The organism is Burkholderia sp. DN3021 (assembly GCF_049805555.1).
Taxonomy (GTDB): Bacteria; Pseudomonadota; Gammaproteobacteria; order Burkholderiales; family Burkholderiaceae; genus Burkholderia; species Burkholderia pyrrocinia_C.
Genome location: NZ_JBNCAB010000010.1, coordinates 74,358 through 92,645 on the forward strand (window position 1 = coordinate 74,358; position 18,288 = coordinate 92,645).

An 18,288-nucleotide genomic window follows, 5' to 3' on the forward strand; every position below is an offset into this window, starting at 1 on the left:
TGAGGCAACGCATGACGACCGTTTTCCATCGCGCCCCGCGCGCGACCTTGCCCGTCGCCGTCGCAGGCGACGGCATCGAGATCATCGACTCGACCGGCAAACGCTATATCGACGCATGCGGCGGCGCGGCCGTCTCGTGTCTCGGCCACAGCAACCAGCGCGTGATCGACGCGATCAAGCGCCAAGCGCAGCAACTGCCGTACGCGCATACGTCGTTCTTCACGACCGACGTGGCCGAGGAACTGGCCGACCGGCTCGTCGACGCCGCGCCGGCCGGCCTCGAACACGTGTATTTCGTATCGGGCGGCTCCGAGGCGATCGAGGCCGCGCTGAAGCTCGCGCGCCAGTATTTCGTCGAGAAAGGCGAGCCGCAGCGCCGCCATTTCATCGCGCGGCGCCAGAGCTATCACGGCAACACGCTCGGCGCGCTCGCGATCGGCGGCAATGCGTGGCGGCGCGAGCCGTTCCTGCCTCTGCTGATCGAAGCGCATCACGTGAGCCCGTGTTATGCGTATCGCGACCAGCAGGCGGGAGAAACCGACGAAGCGTATGCGCAGCGCCTGGCGGACGAGCTCGAGCAGAAGATCGTCGAACTCGGCGCGGAAAACGTCGCGGCATTCGTCGCGGAAACGGTGGTGGGCGCAACGGCCGGCGCGGTGCCGCCGGTACTCACATACCTGAAGAAGATTCGCGCGGTGTGCGACAAGTACGGTGTACTGTTGATTCTCGACGAGATCATGTCGGGGATGGGGCGCACGGGCTACCTGTACGCGTGCGATGAAGACGGCGTCGCGCCCGATCTGCTGACGATCGCGAAAGGGCTCGGAGCGGGCTACCAGCCGATCGGCGCGACGCTCGTGAGCGACCGCATCTACCGGACGATCGTCGACGGGTCGGGCTTTTTCCAGCACGGCCACACGTACCTCGGCCATGCGACCGCGTGCGCGGCCGCGCTCGAGGTGCAGCGCGTGATCGCCGAAGAGAAGCTACTCGACAACGTGAAGGCGCGCGGCGAGCAGTTGCGCGCATCTTTGCGCGAGCATTACGGCGCACATCCGCATATCGGCGACGTGCGCGGCCGCGGGCTGTTCGTCGGCGTCGAGCTGGTGCGCGATCGCGACAGCAAGGCGACCTTCGATCCCGCGCTGAAGCTGCATGCGGCGGTCAAGCGCGAAGCGATGCAGCGCGGCTTGATGGTGTATCCGATGGGCGGGACGATCGACGGTGTCCACGGCGATCACATCCTGATCGCGCCGCCGTTCATCTGCACCGCGCAGCAGATCGATACGATCGTCGAGCGGCTGTCGGGCGCGATCGACGCGGCGCTTGCTGCGGCCGGCGCGTGACGGCATCGATGCACTGAACCCTTACCGGAATCACCATGACAGACAGACTGCCACCCTTCGACCCTGCGTCGGCCACCGACGCACAGAAAGCCGTGCTGGCCGATATTCTCAGCGGCCCGCGCGGCAACCTGAACGGGCCGTTTCTCGGCTGGATCGCGAGCCCCGAGCTGGCCCAGCACGCGCAGAAGCTCGGCGCATTCTGCCGCTATCGCACGGGTCTGCCGCTGCGGCTGTCGGAACTCGCGATTCTCGTGACGGCCGCGCGCTGGCGCTCGCAGGCCGAGTGGCACATCCACCATCCGATCGCGCTCGACGCGGGTGTACCGGCCGCGACCGCCGATGCGATCCGGCGCGGCGTCGAACCGGCATTCGAGTCGGACGACGACGCGTTGATCCATGCGTTCGCGAGCGAGCTGTACGATACGCGGCGCGTCAGCGACGCGACGTTCGCGCGTGCGCAGGCCCGCTTCGGTCACGAAACCGTCGTGAATCTCGTCGCGCTGCTCGGCTACTACGCGCTCGTCGCGATGACGCTGAACACGTTCGGCATGCGTGCGGACGGGCAAACCGATTTGCCGTTTCCGGAGTAATCGCCGTGCAAGTGGCCGCGCATTGATCGTGCCGGAACGGCGGCCACGATACGTCTGACGATCGCGCCGCCGGCATCAATGCAACCAAATGTATTCATGCGGGATCAACGGCCGATGGCCGCGTATCATGGCTTGTTCACGTCGATATGATCGGTGAGCAAGCATGACGAGTACCCGCAAGACCTTGATGATCGCCGGAGGGCTCCTGGTAGCCGCAGCCGGCACAGCATACGTGATGCTCCTGCGCGCGGACCACCGTGCGATCGAAGACGCCGGCATCGGCGATTCGGCCGCGCCGGTTGCCACGGCGCCAGCGAACAACGATCACGCGGTGCAGGGCGCCATCGCGCCGCCGGCACCGGCTGCCGCGACGGCAGCCCATCCCGATACGGCACCGAAACAGGCGGCTGTTCCGCCGCCTCCACCCGCACCGGTGACCGCGCCGGCGCCTGCACCGGCAGCACCCGCGCGCGTCAGCGCCGCACCTGCATCTGTCCCCGCCGTTCCGGTTGTCAGCGAGAAAGCGCAGCCGGTGACGAAACCGAGCGCGCCGCCGCCGAAGGTCAACGTCGTGACGGTCGATGCGCAGGATTCGACCCCGCCGGCTGCACAGCAGGCGCAACCGGCTCAGCCGGCCGCCCCGGCGCAGGTCACGCAACGCGCGCCGCGCAAGCGCGACGGCCTCGAACGCCACGCGGCCGCTGCGCCTGCCGCAACAAAATCCGCAACGAAAGCCGAAACGCCGGAGACGGCCGAACTCGTCAGGGAATCGGCGAAGCTCGATCCGTCGTTGCCGCCGCCGCCGATGTCGTCGATGTCGTCGAGTTCCGGTTCGTATCGGCAGGGCGGTTCGTCGTCGGGCGCGAATCCGGTTGCCGCCGCGATGACCGAGCAACTGGTCAGGCAGTCGAGTAGTTTGAAGTCGACGACGCCAGTGCCGGCGAACGGCGATTCAACCGCGACCAAGTAACCACGCGTTCGGCTTCCGAATAAAAAGGACCCCGCACGCCGACCAAGGCATGCGGGGCCAAGAGAGACAAACCGTTGCGACGATGCGCTGAGGTGTGTTACGCGGCGACCGCTTCTTCGGTCTGCGGCTGAGCGGCTGCCGCCGGCGTCACGTCCTGCCGGATCAGGTGGTCGAACGCGCCGAGCGATGCCTTCGCGCCTTCGCCGACCGCGATCACGATCTGCTTGAACGGCACCGTCGTCACGTCGCCGGCCGCGAACACGCCCGGTACCGACGTCGCGCCGCGCGCATCGACGACGATCTCGCCGTGCTTCGACAGTTCGACCGTGCCTTTCAGCCATTCGGTGTTCGGCACGAGACCGATCTGCACGAACACGCCTTCGAGATCGATGCGCTGCGTTTCGCCCGAGCGCAGATCCTTGTAGACGAGCCCGTTCAGCTTGCCGCCGTCGCCGGTCAGCTCGGTCGTCTGCGCCTGCGTGACGATCGTCACGTTCGGCAGGCTGCGCAGCTTGCGCTGCAGCACTTCGTCCGCGCGCAGTTGCGCGCCGTATTCGATCAGCGTGACTTCCTTCACGATGCCTGCGAGGTCGATCGCGGCCTCGACGCCCGAGTTGCCGCCGCCGACCACCGCGACGCGCTTGCCCTTGAACAGCGGGCCGTCGCAGTGCGGGCAGTACGCGACACCGCGATTGCGGTATTCGCGCTCGCCCGGCACGTTGATTTCGCGCCAGCGCGCGCCGGTGGCGAGCACGATCGTCTTCGCCTTCAGCACCGCGCCGTTCGCGAGGCGGATCTGGTGCACGTCGCCCGGGATCAGCGCGTCGGCGCGCTGCACGTCCATGATGTCGACGTCGTATTGCTTCACGTGCTGCTCGAGCGCGGTCGCGAATTTCGGCCCTTCGGTTTCCTGCACCGACACGAAGTTCTCGATCGCCATCGTGTCGAGCACCTGGCCGCCGAAACGCTCGGCGACGACGCCCGTCGCGATGCCCTTGCGCGCCGAGTAGATGGCCGCGGCCGCGCCTGCCGGGCCGCCGCCGACGATCAGCGTATCGAACACCGGCTTGTTCTCGAGCGACTTCGCGGCACGCTCGCTCGCACCCGTATCGAGCTTCGCGAGGATTTCCTTCACGCTGCTGCGGCCCTGGCCGAACGATGCGCCGTTCAGGAACATGGTCGGCACCGCCATGATCTGGCGCGACTCGACTTCATTCTGGAACAGCGCGCCGTCGATCGCGACGTGACGGATGCGCGGGTTGATCAGCGACATCACGTTCAGCGCCTGCACGACTTCCGGGCAGTTCTGGCACGACAGCGAGAAATACGTCTCGAACGCGTAGTCGCCGTCGAGCGCGCGGATCTGTTCGATCACGTCGTCGTCGAGCTTGATCGGGTGGCCGCCCGTCTGCAGCAGCGCAAGCACGAGCGACGTGAATTCATGGCCCATCGGGATGCCGGCGAAGCGGATGCCGGCCGGCTTGCCGGGCTCGCCGATCGAGAACGACGGCTTGCGCTCGGCGTCGTCGCGGCGTTCGGCAACGGTCACGCGATCCGTCAGCGACGCAATCTCGTTCAGCAGCGCCAGCAGTTCCTGCGATTTCGCGCTGTCGTCGAGCGAGGCGACGAGTTCGATCGGGCGCGTGATCTTTTCGAGGTACGCTTTCAGTTGGGTCTTGAGATTGGCGTCGAGCATAGCGTTTCGGATTCCGTATTAATTATCATGATCGGGCACGTCGTGCCGGAGGAGGGCACGGGCCGCGCGATGCGGCGGCCCGCCGTCGCGCGCCTCGTGCGAGGCGCGCGGCGCGATCGTCAGATCTTGCCGATCAGGTCGAGCGACGGGGTCAGCGTTTCCGCACCCGGCGTCCACTTGGCCGGGCACACTTCACCCGGGTGCGCCGCGATGTATTGCGCAGCCTGCACCTTGCGCAGCAGCTCGCCTGCGTCGCGGCCGATGCCGTTGTCGTGGATCTCGCACAGCTTGATCTCGCCTTCCGGGTTGATCACGAACGTGCCGCGCAGCGCCATCCCTTCTTCCTCGATCAGCACGTCGAAGTTGCGCGACAGCGTGAGCGTCGGGTCGCCGATCATCGGGTACTTGATCTTGCCGATCGTGTCCGACGTGTCGTGCCATGCCTTGTGCGTGAAGTGCGTGTCGGTCGACACGCCGTAGATTTCGACACCCAGCTTCTGGAATTCCGCGTAGCGGTCGGCGAGGTCGCCCAGCTCGGTCGGGCAGACGAACGTGAAGTCGGCCGGGTAGAACACGACGACGGACCACTTGCCCTTGAAGTTCTCTTCGGAGACGGGCACGAACTCGCCGTTGTGGTATGCGGTTGCCTTGAACGGCTTGATTTGGGTGTTGATGATCGGCATCTGGTGGTTTCCTTTGCGTCAGTGGTGAGTGGAGTTTTGCCAGTATCCGGGTTCACCCTGATTTTGGGAAATTGCTTGTTTCAATCCGGGGCATCGGGAATTTCTATCTGCTTCCGGCCCTTGATTGGGTGGGGTGGGCGCGGGTCGGGTGCCCGCTCGGTGAGAACGTGGGGGAATGTGTCCTTCGGGGTGAATCGGCGTGTTTGCCGCGGCGGTGCGGGCGGGAAGGCATCAAACGACGCATGCGATGGCGGATCGAGTCCGGGCCCGCAGATCGCCGATCGGACAGTCGGCGCTTCTTTACCACTCGGCGCGCAAGCTCTCTTGACTGGCGACCGGACGGCCCTTCCATAGACCGAACACGTCGTCGACAGATGTCCTCGCGTGCTGCGCGATATAGGCATCGATTGCGTCGCGAATGATCTCGGTTTGGGAACTGCCTTTGATCGCCGCGATGGTGGTCAACGCGGCATGCTGGTCATCCGATAGATCGACCGGAATTCTGCTCATTGCAACCTCCGTTACGTGACTCGCGCATCATGACTATCCGGTCGGGCAAGCGCAAGGTTGCGGCGTAGCCGATGCGCGTGCAGCCTCCCTGATCAGTCGACCGACGGCGCAGCGGCGGCCGGGCCCGCTCAAATCCCCGCCATCTTCCGCAACCACTCCGCCAGCCGCCGCGCCCCGTCCGGCATGTCCGCGTCCTCGCGCGTGCACAGGTAGTAGTCGCGCCCGTCGTCGAGCGCGTGATCGAACAGCTTCACGAGTTCGCCGTTCGCCAGTTCGCGCTCGACCAGCGGCGCGCGCAGCAGCGCGGCGCCGAGATCCGCCCGCGCGGCGCTCAGCGTCAATTGGCCATCTTCGAACATCGGCCCCACCGCATGCGACACATGCCGCACGCCGGCGCCCTGCAGCCAGTTGACCCACGTGCTGCGGTCCTCGTCGTGCACGAGCGGCGCATGCGCGAGATCGGCCGGCGTGCGGAACGGCCCGTGGCGCTTCAGGAACGACGGGCTGCACATCGGCACCATCGCGCCCGGCAGCAGCCGCTCGCAGCGGTAGCCGGGCCAGTCGCCGGTGCCGAAGCGGATCGACAGGTCCGACGCATCGCTTCGGTAATTGCGGTGATGCGCGTACAGCACGGTCACGTCGACATCCGTGTTGTCGGCCAGGAACGAATGCAACCGCGGAATGAACCAGCCGATGCCGAGCAGCGGAATCAGGCTGACGGTGATCTGCCGCAGCGACGAACGATCGCGCACGAAGCGCGTCGCGCTGCGCAGCACCGAGAACGCGGCGCTGATCGAGCGGTAGTAGTCGCGCCCTTCGTCGGTGAGCGCGAGCAGCCGGCCCTCGCGCACCGTCAGCGGCGTCTGGATGAACGCTTCGAGCAGTTGCAGTTGATGGCTGACCGCCGACGGCGTGATGTCGAGTTCGCCCGCCGCCGCGGTGACGGACCCGAGGCGTGCAAACGCTTCGAACGCACGCACCGCGCGCAACGGCGGATCGTGCGGCAATTGTTCGATATTTTTCATGTATCGAATTTTATCGAAAAGTCAGGGTAAGCGACAACAATAAAATGTCTTGTATTTACAATGTGTTGAGTTAATGTGTCGAGAGCGGCATAAGCATCCAACAATTGGATATTTGGGGTTTGGGTGCTGAATATTTAATATTTTTCATGTTTTGATTCGAGTCACCGATCCCCGCACATGAAAATCGCCTTCCTTCACGCCAGCCTCGTTTTCTCGGCGGCCGCCCTGGTCGCATCCGTTCCCGCGTTCGCGCAGTCCGCGCCGCAGACGGTCCTGATCGGTCTCGCCGCGCCGCTCACCGGCCCGTCCGCACGTATCGGCAAGGACCTGCAGAACGGCGCGCAACTCGCGATCGACGACGCGAACGCGAAGCATCCGACCATCGGCGGCAAGCCGGTGGTCTACAAGCTCGTCGCGGCCGACGACCAGTCCGATCCGCGCACGGCCGTCGCAGTCGCGCAGCAGCTCGTCGACCAGCACGTGATCGGCGTCGTCGGTCACTGGAACACCGGCTGCAGCGTGCCGGCGTCGCGCGTCTACCGCGACGCGGGCATTCCGCAGATCGCGCCGGCTTCCACCGGCCATCAATACACGCAGCAGGGCTACGCGACGGCCTTCCGCATCATGGGTCACGACGATGCGGGCGGCAACTTCACCGGCGCGTATGCGGTGAAGACGCTGAAGGCGAAGCGCATCGCGGTGATCGACGATCGCACGTCGTTCGGCGCGGGGCTGGCCGATCAGTTCATCAAGGGCGTGCAGGCGAACGGCGGCGCGATCGTCGATCGCCAGTACGTGAACGACAAGACGACCGACTTCAGCGGCGTGCTGACCGCGATCAAGGGCAAGCGCGCGGATCTCGTGTTCTTCGGCGGCCTCGATGCGCAGGCCGCGCCGATCGCGCGCCGGATGCGCCAGCTCGGCGTGAACACGCCGCTGCTCGGCGCGGGCGGCTTCGTGAGCCAGACCTTCCTGTCGCTCGCGGGCAAGGACGGCGACGGCGTCACGGCGCTCGAACCGGGCCTGCCGCTCGACCGGATGCCGGGCGGCAACGCGTTCGACACGCAGTACCAGGCGCGCTTCCGCGCACCGATCGAACTGCATGCGCCGTTCGCGTACGACGCGGCGGCCACGCTGATCGCGGCCGCGCAGAAGGCCGGCACGACGCAGCCGGCGAAGCTGGTCGCGGCGGTCCGCGCGATCGACCGGCCCGGCGTAACGGGCCGGATCGCGTTCGACGGCGAAGGCAACCTGAAGGACCCGGCCTTCACGATCTACCAGGTGCGCGGCGGCAAGTGGACCGTCGTGGACGTGCTCGGCGGCTCGCGCACCGCAACGAAATAAACGACGCAAGGAGACGACCCCATGACCGACCCGATCCAGGCATCCGCCGCCGCACCCGAGGACACGCGCCTCGGAATCCTCGCGCGGCGCCGCATCGAAGCGGAAATCATCAAGCCGATCTACGAGATCATGAAGCGCGAGTTCGGCGCCGCGCGCGCGCAGGCCGTGATCGCGGAAGCCGTGCGCGGCGCGGCCGTCGACGCGGGCCGCACGTTCGCCGCGCAGGAGCCTGGCGGCACGAGCGTGAAGTCGTTCATCGCGCTGCAGGTGCTGTGGGAGAAGGACGATGCGCTCGATGTCGAGGTGCGGCGTGCGGACGACGCGCACTACGACTACGACGTGCATCGCTGCAGCTACGCGGAGATGTATCACGCGATGGGGCTCGGCGAGATCGGCCACCTGCTGAGCTGCGCGCGCGACAGCTATTTCATCCAGGGCTATGCGCCGAACATCGCGCTGACGCGCACGAGCACGATCATGCAGGGCGGCAAGCGCTGCGATTTCCGCTACGCACTGCAGAGCGCGCCGGAGAACGGCGATGCGTGACGACAACGTGAATGCGCCGCGCGTCGACAGCGATCGCCTGTGGGCGTCGCTCGAGCGGATGGCGCAGATCGGCGCGACGCCGAAGGGCGGCGTCTGCCGTCTCGCGCTGACCGATCTCGATCGCGAGTCGCGCGACCTGTTCGTGCAGTGGGCGCGCGACGCCGGCTGCACGGTGCGCGTGGACCGGATGGGCAACGTGTTCGCGCGCCGCGCGGGCCGCAATCCCGATGCCGCGCCGGTGCTGACGGGCTCGCATGCCGATTCGCAGCCGACGGGCGGCCGCTACGACGGCATCTACGGCGTGCTCGGCGGGCTCGAGGTCGTGCGCGCGCTGAACGACGCGGGCATTGAAACCGAGCGCCCGATCGACGTCGTGATTTGGACCAACGAGGAAGGTTCGCGCTTCGCGCCGGCGATGATCTCGGCCGGTGTGTTCGCGGGCGTCTATACGCTCGACTACGGGCTGTCGCGCACCGACAGCGCGGGCAGGACGATCGGCGAGGAACTGGAGCGGATCGGCTACGCGGGCGCCGAGCCCGTCGGCGGTTATCCGGTGCACGCCGCGTACGAACTGCATATCGAACAGGGCGCGATTCTCGAACGGGCCGGCAAGACGATCGGCGTCGTGACGGCCGGGCAGGGGCAGCGCTGGTACGAGGTGACGCTCACCGGTGTCGATGCGCACGCGGGCACGACGCCGATGGAATTCCGTCGCGATGCGCTGGTCGGCGCCGCGCGGATGATCTCGTTCATCGACGTACTCGGCCGCCGTTACGCGCCGTACGCGCGCGCGACGGTCGGGATGATCGAAGCGCGGCCGAATTCGCGCAACACGGTGCCGGGCGGATGCTTCTTCACGGTCGAGTTTCGGCACCCCGACGATGCGGTGCTCGACGAGCTGGACGCGGCGCTGCGCGCGGAACTCGCGCGCGTGGCGGACGAGACCGGCCTCGGCGCGCAGACCGAGCAGATCTTCAAGTACCCGCCGATCCCGTTCGCGCCGCGCTGCATCGACGCGGTGCGTGACGCGGCCCGGGCGCTCGGGCTGTCGCACATGGATATCGTGTCCGGTGCGGGGCATGATGCGTGCTACGTCGCGCGCGTCGCGCCGACCGGGATGATCTTCGTGCCGTGCGTCGACGGGCTGAGCCACAACGAGGCCGAAGCGATTACGCCCGAATGGGCGGCGGCGGGTGCCGACGTGCTATTGCGCGCGGTGTTGCAGAGCGCTCAGGAAGCGTGAGCCTGACGAAGGCGGCCCGGCGGGCGGGTGTTCGCCGGCAGTTCGCACGCGTTCGGATCGCCGTTCGGCAGGACCGTCGCCCTGAGCGGGTGGGTCTGCGCGGCCTCGATCGATGCGATGGCGAACGGCGTGTCGCCTGACGTCATCAACTCCTTTTATTGTCCGGCCGCGCGTTACTTGCCCGCCTTGCGCCGCGCCATATACGAGAGATACGCGACGATCTGGTCGAGTTCCCGATCGCTCAACTGATCGGGCGGAAACGCCGGCATGCTCCGGCCCGGCCAGTCGCGCACCGACGCCGGGTTGCGGATGTAGCGGCGCAGCGCGGCGGGCTGGAAGTAGTCGACCGGATTCATCGGTGCGTTCAGGTCGGGGCCGGCATGGCTGCTGCCCGCACCGTCGACGCGGTGGCACGCGAGGCATTGCGTGACGAACAGGTGCTGGCCCGTGCGGGCCGGATCGCTTGCAGGCAACGCGGGATCGACGGCGAGCGACGGCCAGCGGGCGACCGGCGACGATTCGATCGTGACGCGCACGATCTGGTAAGGCCACTGCTCGCCGCGTACCGACGACGCGTCCGGCCCGAGCCACACGAGATAGAACGGCCCCGCGCTGACCTGCTTGCCGGGCAGCTTCGGCCACGGATGGGCCGAATCCTCGATCGCGAGCCATGCGACGCCGCCGGCCGGCGCGCGGCGGCGCACGAGATCGAGCGGCAGTTGCGCGGCGAAGCCGTCGGCCGCGCGCGTTTCGAGCACGCCGTCGGCCGGCAGCGGCGTGTCGCCGAGCAGCGCGGCGAACGGCACGGCGCGGAACGTCATTGGCCGGCCGTACGCGATGTCGCGCGGCACGTGGATCTCCGTCGTATCGGGGCGCGCGAGCAGCGTCTGCCGCGTCAGGGCGCGGGCCGTGCCGTCGGTCTCGAGTTCGAGCGCGGACTGGGCCCACGCGCGTTGTCCGATCAGGCAAACCGTCAGCAGCACAAGCGAAAACCACTGGCGCTTCAGCATTCGTTCTCCGGGAAGAGGCGTTCCGGCGGCGGCAGGACGCGCAAGCCGCGGCCGATGGAAGGAATCGGGCGACAGTCTATCCGGTACGCGCGGCGCTGGCGACTTCGGCGCGGGAAAGGTGGGGCGGGCATGACGGACAGGCCCGCGACAGCGTGTCCGGCTACCAGGCGGCCTGGCGTTGTCGCAGCGCGGTTCGAGCAGGGGGAAACGAAGGGCAGGGTGGCGGACACGTGCACTGCCCGCGTTCACGACATTGCCGTTACCGGACCGCCGTCAGCGATTCGCACACGGCACTTCGTTCTTCGACAACGGCGTGTCCCGCTGCGGTTCGAAATCGGTTTCGCGCGCGCCCGACGGCGTCAGCGACACGAAATGCATTGCCGCGCCTTGCGCCGGGAAACCGGCAATGCCCGTCGTGCCCCACGGAATCGGCGAGCGCTGCGCGCCGCTCACCGAAATGTCCGCCGGCGCAAGTGCCAGCGTCAGCAGCCGCCCGTCGCGGGTCGGCACGTACGCATGCGTGCCGGAGACACCGATGCCGGATTCGCGCACCGACGCCGGCAGGCAGTCGAGCGTCGCCGTGCGGCGGCCATTCGGGTCGATCAGCATCGCGACGCCGCGATCGTCCGCCGTCGTCGTGACGACGATGAAGCGGTCGATCGCCGGCACGTAGGCCGACGAGTACACGTAGTACCGGATCGCACCGTTCAGCGCCCCGAGCTTGTCGAGCTTCGCCGTGACCGGATCGAACATTGCGTATTCGAGTGCCGCGTCCGTGCTGCCTTCGATGAATTTCTGCCAGACGAGCAGCGCGTTGCGCGGCGAACCGGCGATCACGGGCCACCACTCGCGGCGGTGCGGCGCGACCGCGACGTGGTTCAGCTCGCGCCCGGCCGCATCGTAGGTCTTCAGGTAGACGCCGTTGCCGGTGCCGAGGTTGTCGACGCCGCCGCCGTCGATCCAGTCGGCGGAGTAGAACACGACGAAGCGTTCGCCGACCATGGCGACATGCCCCGAGTGGCCGCCCGGCTCGACGTCGTTCGGGTAGGGCTTGATCGGCTTCAGGTCGCGGCGGTAGACGCCGTAGCGCTGGCTGACTTCCTGCGGCGCGTTCCAGCCGTCCTCGAACGTGACGAAGATGTCGCCGCGCGCGTTCTGCGCGATCGACACGGGCTCCTGCGCCTCGGGGCGGCTGATGAACGGTCGGACGCGCAGCAGGTGCGGCTTGCCGGGCAGCCACTCGCCGACGTACACGTCGTGCGGCCAGTTGCCGTTGGGCATCGCGCCGCGCGGCACGATGCCCGAACTGCTGAAGAACACCCAGCGTTTGCCGTTGCCCGCATCGGCCACGCCGATGCCGTGCATGAAGCGCCGCGAGTCGCCGGTGTCTTGCGGCGCTGCCGGGCCCTGCACGGTGACCGTATGCACGACGGGCGCGGCGGCCAGCGCCGACGGCGGTGTCGCGACGACGCAGCACGCGCCGCAGAGCGCAGCCGCGACGCGGCGAGCCGCGCTCGGCCGCGTGCCCGCCTGCGCCGCGCGCGTTCGCCCCGTCATTCGACGGTCACCGATTTCGCGAGATTGCGCGGCTTGTCGACGTCGGCGCCGCGCGCGCAGCCGACGTGATACGCGAGCAGCTGCAGCGGGATCACGTTGACGATCGGCGACAGCAGGTCGCCCGAATCGCGCACGCGGATCAGGTGCGTATCGCGATCGGCGTCGATCGCGAGCTGGTTGCCGGCGAGCACGTAGAGCCGCCCGCCGCGCGCGCGCACCTCGGCCATGTTGGACTTCAGCTTCTGGAACAGGCGGTCGTCCGGCGCGATCGTGACGACCGGCATCGCGCTCGTGACGAGCGCGAGCGGGCCGTGCTTCAGTTCGCCGGCCGGATAGCCTTCCGCGTGGATGTACGACACCTCCTTGAGCTTCAGCGCGCCTTCCATCGCGATCGGGAAATGAATGCCGCGCCCGAGGAACAGCGCGTTCTCGGTGCGCGCGAACTTCGCGGCCCAGCCCATGATCTGCGTTTCCAGCGCGAGCGCGTGGCCGATGCGCTCGGGCAGCGCGCGCAACTGCTTCAGGTGCATCGCGACCTGCGCGGCGTCGAGCCGGCCGCGCAATTTCGCGAGCGTCAGCGTCAGCACGAACAGCGCGACGAGCTGCGTCGTGAACGCCTTGGTCGACGCGACGCCCAGCTCGATCCCGGCCCGCGTCAGGAACCGCAGCGGCGCGTTGCGCGCGATCGTGCTGGTCGCCACGTTGCAGATCGCCATCGACAGATCCTGGCCCATCTCGCGCGCACGCGCGATCGCGCCGATCGTGTCGGCCGTCTCGCCCGACTGCGAAATGCCGACGACGAGCGTGCGCGGATCGGCCACGGTGTCACGGTAGCGGAACTCGCTGGCGATCTCGACCTGCGCGGGCACGCCCGCGATGCTTTCGAGCCAGTACTTCGCGGTCAGGCCCGCGTAGTAGCTGGTGCCGCAGCCGAGCAGCAGCACGCTCCGAACGCGCGACAGCAGCGCGCGCGTGCTTTCGCTCTCGTCGAACAGCGCCGGCGAGATCGTGTCGATGCCGTCGAGCGTGCTGGCGATCGCCTTCGGCTGCTCGAAGATCTCCTTCTGCATGAAGTGCTGGTACGGGCCGAGCGCGGCGTCGCCGTCGCGCGCCTTCACGTGGCACAGCGGGCGCTGCGCTTCGTGCCCGCCCGAGTCGACCACGGCGATGCGTTCCGGCGTGATCAGCGCGACGTCGCCGTCTTCCAGGTAGACGAAGCGGTCGGTCAGGTCGCCGAGCGCCGCGCAGTCCGACGCGAGGTAGTTCTGTTCGGCGCCGATGCCGATCACGAGCGGCGAGCCGGCGCGCGCGGCGACGAGGCGCTGCGGCTCGCGCGCGCTCAGCACCGCGATCGCGTACGCGCCGTGCAGCCGCTTGACGGCGCGCATGACGGCGTCGAACAGGTCGTCGCGATAGAGGCTGTGGATCAGGTGCGCGATCACCTCGGTGTCGGTTTCGCCGCGAAACGCGTATCCGCGCTGCCGCAACTCGACGCGCAGCGCGTCGTGGTTCTCGATGATGCCGTTGTGCACGACCGCGATCGTGTCGCCCGACATGATCGGATGCGCGTTCATTTCCGACGGCGCGCCGTGTGTCGCCCAGCGCGTATGCGCGATGCAGGTCTGCGCTTCGAGACCGAGCGTCAGCACGCGATCCTGCAGGTCCGTCACGCGCCGCAGCGTGCGTTCGCTGAGCAGGCGTCCGTTGCCTTGCACGGCGATGCCGCACGAATCGTAGCCGCGATACTCGAGCCGGCTCAGCGCATTGACCAGTTGCGGCACCTGATTGCCGATGCCGCTTGCTCCGACGATTCCGCACATGATTCACCTCGTCCACAAGAAGTTGCCGGCCTGCCGGCGATGCACGGCAGCGCGGCGTCAGGAGCGGCGCCGCGCTGCACGGATGCCGTCCCGTGCGCGTCGGCGCGTCTCCGCTGACCTACTCGCGGGGCGGCGGCCCCGCATGGGCTACCCATTCGATGCCGGAAATCGACCCGTTCGCGTCGTGCGACGCAACGAGAATGCGCGTCGTGCGCCGCGCGCCGCGCCGGCGGGCGCCGGCCAGCGCGGTCGGCGGCACCGCGCGCACCTTCGCGCTGGCCGAGCGCCGCAGCATCTTCGACACGCGCAGCCGGTACGCGAGCGGATGCACGACGCGCCCCGCGATCAGCCACGTGACGGTCGTGCCCGCGATGATCGCGATGCAGGTCGCGTAGAACACGATCTGTTCGATCGGCATCTCGGCCTCGTTGAACGGCAGCAGGTAGCGGTACGTGTAGATGCAGATCGATGCCCACACGGCGCCCACCAGCGCGGGCCGCACGAGGCGGAACCAGCCGACCAGCACGAGCCCGGTGATGCGGCCGCGCTCGGCGATCATTTCGCGCGGCGTGCGCAGGGAAAGGTCAATAATCGGTGCGTTCTTCATGTTGAATGCCTCGGTCGGGGCTGACCCATACGGCCCGCTTGCCGCGGCCCCGCAATAGGACGGCGGGCAGGGCGACGACGGTGGTGATCATGCTGATCAGCCAGAAGGCCACGGGATACCAGACGGTGTCCAGGAAATACATCAGGAGTTTTTCGTCGTAACGACGGTCGATCATGCTGCCGATGATCAACTGCAGGATGCAGGTGGCGACCAGCAGCATCCCGTGCCAGTGCGGCACGACCGATACGTGCCAGTCCAGCGGCAAGGGATGGAAGACATCGACGAGCGCGAGCAGCAGGATGAACGACATCGAGTAGGCCCACGCGATGCCGATCAGGTATTCGACGAACAGCGGCCACATCATCATCTGCGTCGGCCGTGCGAGCGTGCCCGCATACTTCATCAGCACCTGGATGCCGCCTTTCGCCCAGCGCAGCCGCTGCCGGCACAGCCCCTTCACCGTTTCGGGCATCAGGATCCAGCTCAGCGCGTGCGGTTCGTATACAACGCGCCAGTCGCGGCACTGCAGCTTCCAGCTGATGTCGATGTCCTCGGTCAGCATGTCCGAGCTCCAGTAGCCGACGTCGGCGAGCGCGGTCTTGCGGAACATCGTGATGACGCCCGACACCGTGAAGATGCGGCCGTACACCTGCTGCGTGCGCTTGATCAGCCCGACGATCGACGAGAATTCGCCGACCTGCATGCGGCCGAGCAGCGACGTGCGCGTGCGGATGCGCGGGTTGCCGGTCACGGCGCCGACGCCGGGATCGGTCAGGAAGTGCTCGAGCATCCAGCCGATCGCGTCGTGCGCGAGCAGCGAATCGCCGTCGATGCACAGCAGGTATTCCGCGTTCGATACGGCCGCCGCGGTCGTGAGCCCGACCGCCTTGCCTTCGTTGCGCGCGTGATGGATCACGAGCAGCCGCGGGATCTCCACGGCCAGTTCGTTGAGGATCTCGCCGGTGCGATCCTTGCTGCCGTCGTTGACCGCGATGATGTCGTAGTTCGGGTACTGCATCGCGTTCAGGTGGCTGATCACGTCGCGCGCGTTCGCGGCTTCGTTGAAGCAGGGCACGACGATCGAGATCTTCGGGATGCCGCTCGACGCGATCGTCCGCGTCGACAGCTCGCGCCCCTCTTCGAGCAGGAAGTAGTGCACGACACCGCCGATCATCCACAGATACGACATGAAGAACGGGTAGTAGAAGACGAAATCCTGCAGGCGCTGGATGATGCCGTGGGTCGTCATGGTGTCTTCGTTCCTTGCGGACGCTGCATCTGCATCAGCGCGTTGATCGACGTCGGATCGAGACGCGACTTCAGCGACATCACGTCGCGCATCGTGTCGAGATCCGGCTGGTTGTTCAGGAACTTGTCCGGGTAGTAGCCGAAGTTCACCGCGCCCTTGCTGCGCAGCCGCCGCATCTGCGCGATCAGCGCGCTGCCGGAAATGTCCTTGCGCTCGCGCCAGTCGTACGACTGCAGTTCGAACACGGTGCGCGCGAGGCCGCGCTGTTTCGCGCGGACGGCGTCGACGAGCTGGTCCATCCAGCGCTGGGGGTCCGGCGCCTGTTCCATGTACGGCATCGCCATCAGCGCGACGAAGTCGTAGGTGGCGAGGAAATCGTCGTAGTTCTGCGCGTACCATGCTTCGGACTCGGGCTTCAGTACCGGCAGCGCGAAGATGTTGCGCGCGGTCAGCACGTCGCCCGCGTTCTGGTTCGCGAGCACGATCTGCTCGAGCTGGCGCGTCAGCTCGATCAGGTAGCGCGTCTTCTGCCGCGTCCAGCGGCTCATCAGGTCCGGCGTCGCGCGGATCTTGCCGATGTCGGCCGGCAGCCCCCACTGCGAATACGTGCTCAGCGCGTGCCGGCCCGCATCCTCGTAATCGTCGAGCACGGCATCGTCGCTGAACAGGATGCCGTTGAACGACGCGTACTTGCCGAGATCCTCGTAGATCTGCTCGATCATCAGCCGCGCTTGCGGATCGAACGGGCTCAGCCGGTACACGCGCGAGCCGTTTTCGCGCGCGGGCGCGCCGCTGTACGCGCTGACGGCCTCGAGCCCGCGATGCTTGTCGGCCGGCGGGCGGAACGCCAGCACCGGCATCCATGCGTACACCTGCACGTTGGCGCGCGTGTTGAGCTGCCACGCGGCGCGCGAGAACAGGTCGCCACGCATCGGCAGGTGCCGGTTCGGGAAGTACAGCGATTCCGCGACGCCCGTGCCCTTCGGATCGGCGAACGCCTGCAGGTACACCGATTTCGGCTGCATCCGGTGGATGCGCTCGATGAGCTTGCCGAGATTCGTTTCCTGCCGCCCCGGATCCGGATCGTAGACCTGGTCGAGATCGACCTGCACGACGCGCTCGGGGATATCGACGTCGCCGCGGTTGGTCGCCGGCTCGCGCATCGACCGCTCGAACCCGCCGATGTCGACGTCGTACATCATCAGGATCCGCCGCAGCCGGTCGAGCGGCACGTCCGGCGTATTCGGGCCGGCGTCGAGGCTGAACTGGATGTCCATGCCGAGCGACGTCGAAATCTTGCGCACGGGCTGGTTTTCCGCGCCGTATGGCCAGACCATCGAGCGTGCGACGATGCCGGTGCGTTCGCGGATCTGCCGCACGCATGTGTGAAGGTCGTCACGCACGCGGGCTTCGAACTCCGCATCGGTTTCATAGCGCTTCTCGTTCTGGAGGTACAGGTGCGACGTGGTGGCCGGCAACTCGTTGCCCTGCGGATTCGCGACCGCGCCGTGATGGAGGTTGTGCGTGTGGCACGCTAGCTCGACGAGATTCGACTTGCCGACCTTCTGCACCTCGTCCCACGACATGAAGTAGTCGCGCGGCATCTGGATCCTGTCGCTGATGCGGATCGGCGTATCCGGCGGCGCGTCGATCCACGCGGTGACGATGCCCATCACGGCCGGATACTTGAAGCGTTCGAGCAGCGGCAGGACTTTCGTGTAGTGGCTGCGGTAGCCGTCGTCGAACGTGAGCAGCACCGCGCGCGGCGGCAGCGGCTTGCCGCCGTGCCGCGACGCCTCGATCTGCTTGACCGTGATGGTGTGATAGTTGTTGGTCTGCAGCCACGAGAAGATGGCGGTGAGCGTACCGGTATCGACCGCGTACGGATCGACCATCGTCGACGAGGCGAACGTCGACAGCAGGTTGTCGCGCACGTCGTGCAGGCAGATCACGCGGAACGTCTTGCCGTCGACGGGATCGGACGGCGGCAGCAGGTCGATCATCCGCGCATTCGTCACGCCCGGGAACAACGAACAGGCCGCAAACGTGCCGAGGCATCCGCACATGAAGAACCGTCTGGATTGCATCGTTC

16 protein-coding genes are annotated in these 18,288 nt (G+C 67.2%); 6 read left to right on the plus strand and 10 right to left on the minus strand.

All coding sequences use genetic code 11. The features are described 5' to 3' along the window. Positions 1 to 11: 11 nt before the first annotated feature. The 3 genes from ACPUER_RS08145 to ACPUER_RS08155 all read left to right on the plus strand — a co-directional run bounded on the left by ACPUER_RS08145 (position 12) and on the right by ACPUER_RS08155 (position 2,906). Positions 12 to 1,346, plus strand: a complete 1,335-nt coding sequence (locus tag ACPUER_RS08145; protein ID WP_425130811.1) for an aspartate aminotransferase family protein — start codon at positions 12 to 14, stop codon at positions 1,344 to 1,346. 35 nt (positions 1,347 to 1,381) lie between these two features. Beyond that, entirely contained in the window at positions 1,382 to 1,936 is a 555-nt protein-coding gene (locus tag ACPUER_RS08150; RefSeq protein ID WP_096474652.1) for a carboxymuconolactone decarboxylase family protein, read from the plus strand. 163 nt (positions 1,937 to 2,099) lie between these two features. Then, on the plus strand, positions 2,100 to 2,906 hold the full coding sequence (locus ACPUER_RS08155) for an extensin (protein ID WP_175958855.1): 807 nt from the start codon (positions 2,100 to 2,102) through the stop codon (positions 2,904 to 2,906). Positions 2,907 to 3,003: 97 nt separating this feature from the next. Here ACPUER_RS08155 and ahpF read toward each other — a convergent pair whose 3' ends face one another. The 4 genes from ahpF to ACPUER_RS08175 form a co-directional block, all read right to left on the minus strand. Continuing rightward, positions 3,004 to 4,602 (minus strand): alkyl hydroperoxide reductase subunit F, encoded by a 1,599-nt coding sequence (gene ahpF / locus ACPUER_RS08160; protein ID WP_425130812.1) that lies wholly within the window; start codon positions 4,600 to 4,602, stop codon positions 3,004 to 3,006. Between the two features lie 119 nt (positions 4,603 to 4,721). Next, complete coding sequence (ahpC, locus tag ACPUER_RS08165; RefSeq protein WP_034179823.1) at positions 4,722 to 5,285, minus strand: alkyl hydroperoxide reductase subunit C; 564 nt, start codon at positions 5,283 to 5,285, stop codon at positions 4,722 to 4,724. A 300-nt stretch (positions 5,286 to 5,585) separates the two neighbouring features. Continuing rightward, positions 5,586 to 5,795, minus strand: a complete 210-nt coding sequence (locus ACPUER_RS08170) for a ribbon-helix-helix protein, CopG family (protein WP_175958857.1) — start codon at positions 5,793 to 5,795, stop codon at positions 5,586 to 5,588. Positions 5,796 to 5,923: 128 nt separating this feature from the next. Then, positions 5,924 to 6,820 carry a LysR substrate-binding domain-containing protein gene (locus tag ACPUER_RS08175; RefSeq protein WP_072436531.1) on the minus strand — a complete coding sequence of 299 codons (897 nt, stop codon included), beginning with the start codon at positions 6,818 to 6,820 and terminating at the stop codon, positions 5,924 to 5,926. A gap of 177 nt (positions 6,821 to 6,997) precedes the next feature. Here ACPUER_RS08175 and ACPUER_RS08180 point away from each other — a divergent pair, with 177 nt between their 5' ends. The 3 genes from ACPUER_RS08180 to ACPUER_RS08190 are packed head-to-tail and all read left to right on the plus strand — an operon-like array spanning position 6,998 to position 9,953. Next, positions 6,998 to 8,164: a branched-chain amino acid ABC transporter substrate-binding protein gene (locus ACPUER_RS08180; protein ID WP_425130813.1), complete on the plus strand. Its 1,167-nt coding sequence runs from the start codon at positions 6,998 to 7,000 to the stop codon at positions 8,162 to 8,164. A 21-nt stretch (positions 8,165 to 8,185) separates the two neighbouring features. Then, positions 8,186 to 8,710: an L-2-amino-thiazoline-4-carboxylic acid hydrolase gene (locus ACPUER_RS08185; RefSeq protein WP_425130814.1), complete on the plus strand. Its 525-nt coding sequence runs from the start codon at positions 8,186 to 8,188 to the stop codon at positions 8,708 to 8,710. After that, the gene (locus tag ACPUER_RS08190) at positions 8,703 to 9,953 is read left to right on the plus strand and encodes a Zn-dependent hydrolase (RefSeq protein ID WP_425130815.1); all 1,251 of its coding nucleotides are present in this window, start codon (positions 8,703 to 8,705) and stop codon (positions 9,951 to 9,953) included. Before ACPUER_RS08185 ends, ACPUER_RS08190 begins: the two co-directional genes overlap by 8 nt. 173 nt (positions 9,954 to 10,126) lie before the next feature. Here ACPUER_RS08190 and ACPUER_RS08195 read toward each other — a convergent pair whose 3' ends face one another. The 6 genes from ACPUER_RS08195 to pgaB all read right to left on the minus strand — a co-directional run bounded on the left by ACPUER_RS08195 (position 10,127) and on the right by pgaB (position 18,283). Continuing rightward, a complete protein-coding gene (locus ACPUER_RS08195; protein ID WP_425130816.1) occupies positions 10,127 to 10,963 on the minus strand; it encodes a c-type cytochrome in 837 nt (278 codons plus the stop codon). Between the two features lie 273 nt (positions 10,964 to 11,236). Beyond that, complete coding sequence (locus ACPUER_RS08200) at positions 11,237 to 12,520, minus strand: hypothetical protein (protein WP_425130817.1); 1,284 nt, start codon at positions 12,518 to 12,520, stop codon at positions 11,237 to 11,239. Continuing rightward, positions 12,517 to 14,340, minus strand: a complete 1,824-nt coding sequence (gene glmS / locus ACPUER_RS08205; RefSeq protein WP_425130818.1) for a glutamine--fructose-6-phosphate transaminase (isomerizing) — start codon at positions 14,338 to 14,340, stop codon at positions 12,517 to 12,519. The genes ACPUER_RS08200 and glmS overlap by 4 nt, the downstream gene beginning before the upstream one ends. 118 nt (positions 14,341 to 14,458) lie before the next feature. Next, entirely contained in the window at positions 14,459 to 14,947 is a 489-nt protein-coding gene (locus ACPUER_RS08210) for a Biofilm PGA synthesis auxiliary protein PgaD (RefSeq protein ID WP_175958863.1), read from the minus strand. Then, positions 14,925 to 16,196 (minus strand): poly-beta-1,6-N-acetyl-D-glucosamine synthase, encoded by a 1,272-nt coding sequence (pgaC, locus tag ACPUER_RS08215; RefSeq protein WP_425130819.1) that lies wholly within the window; start codon positions 16,194 to 16,196, stop codon positions 14,925 to 14,927. Before pgaC ends, ACPUER_RS08210 begins: the two co-directional genes overlap by 23 nt. Further along, a complete protein-coding gene (gene pgaB, locus ACPUER_RS08220; protein WP_425130820.1) occupies positions 16,193 to 18,283 on the minus strand; it encodes a poly-beta-1,6-N-acetyl-D-glucosamine N-deacetylase PgaB in 2,091 nt (696 codons plus the stop codon). Before pgaB ends, pgaC begins: the two co-directional genes overlap by 4 nt. Between the last annotated feature and the right edge of the window lie 5 nt (positions 18,284 to 18,288).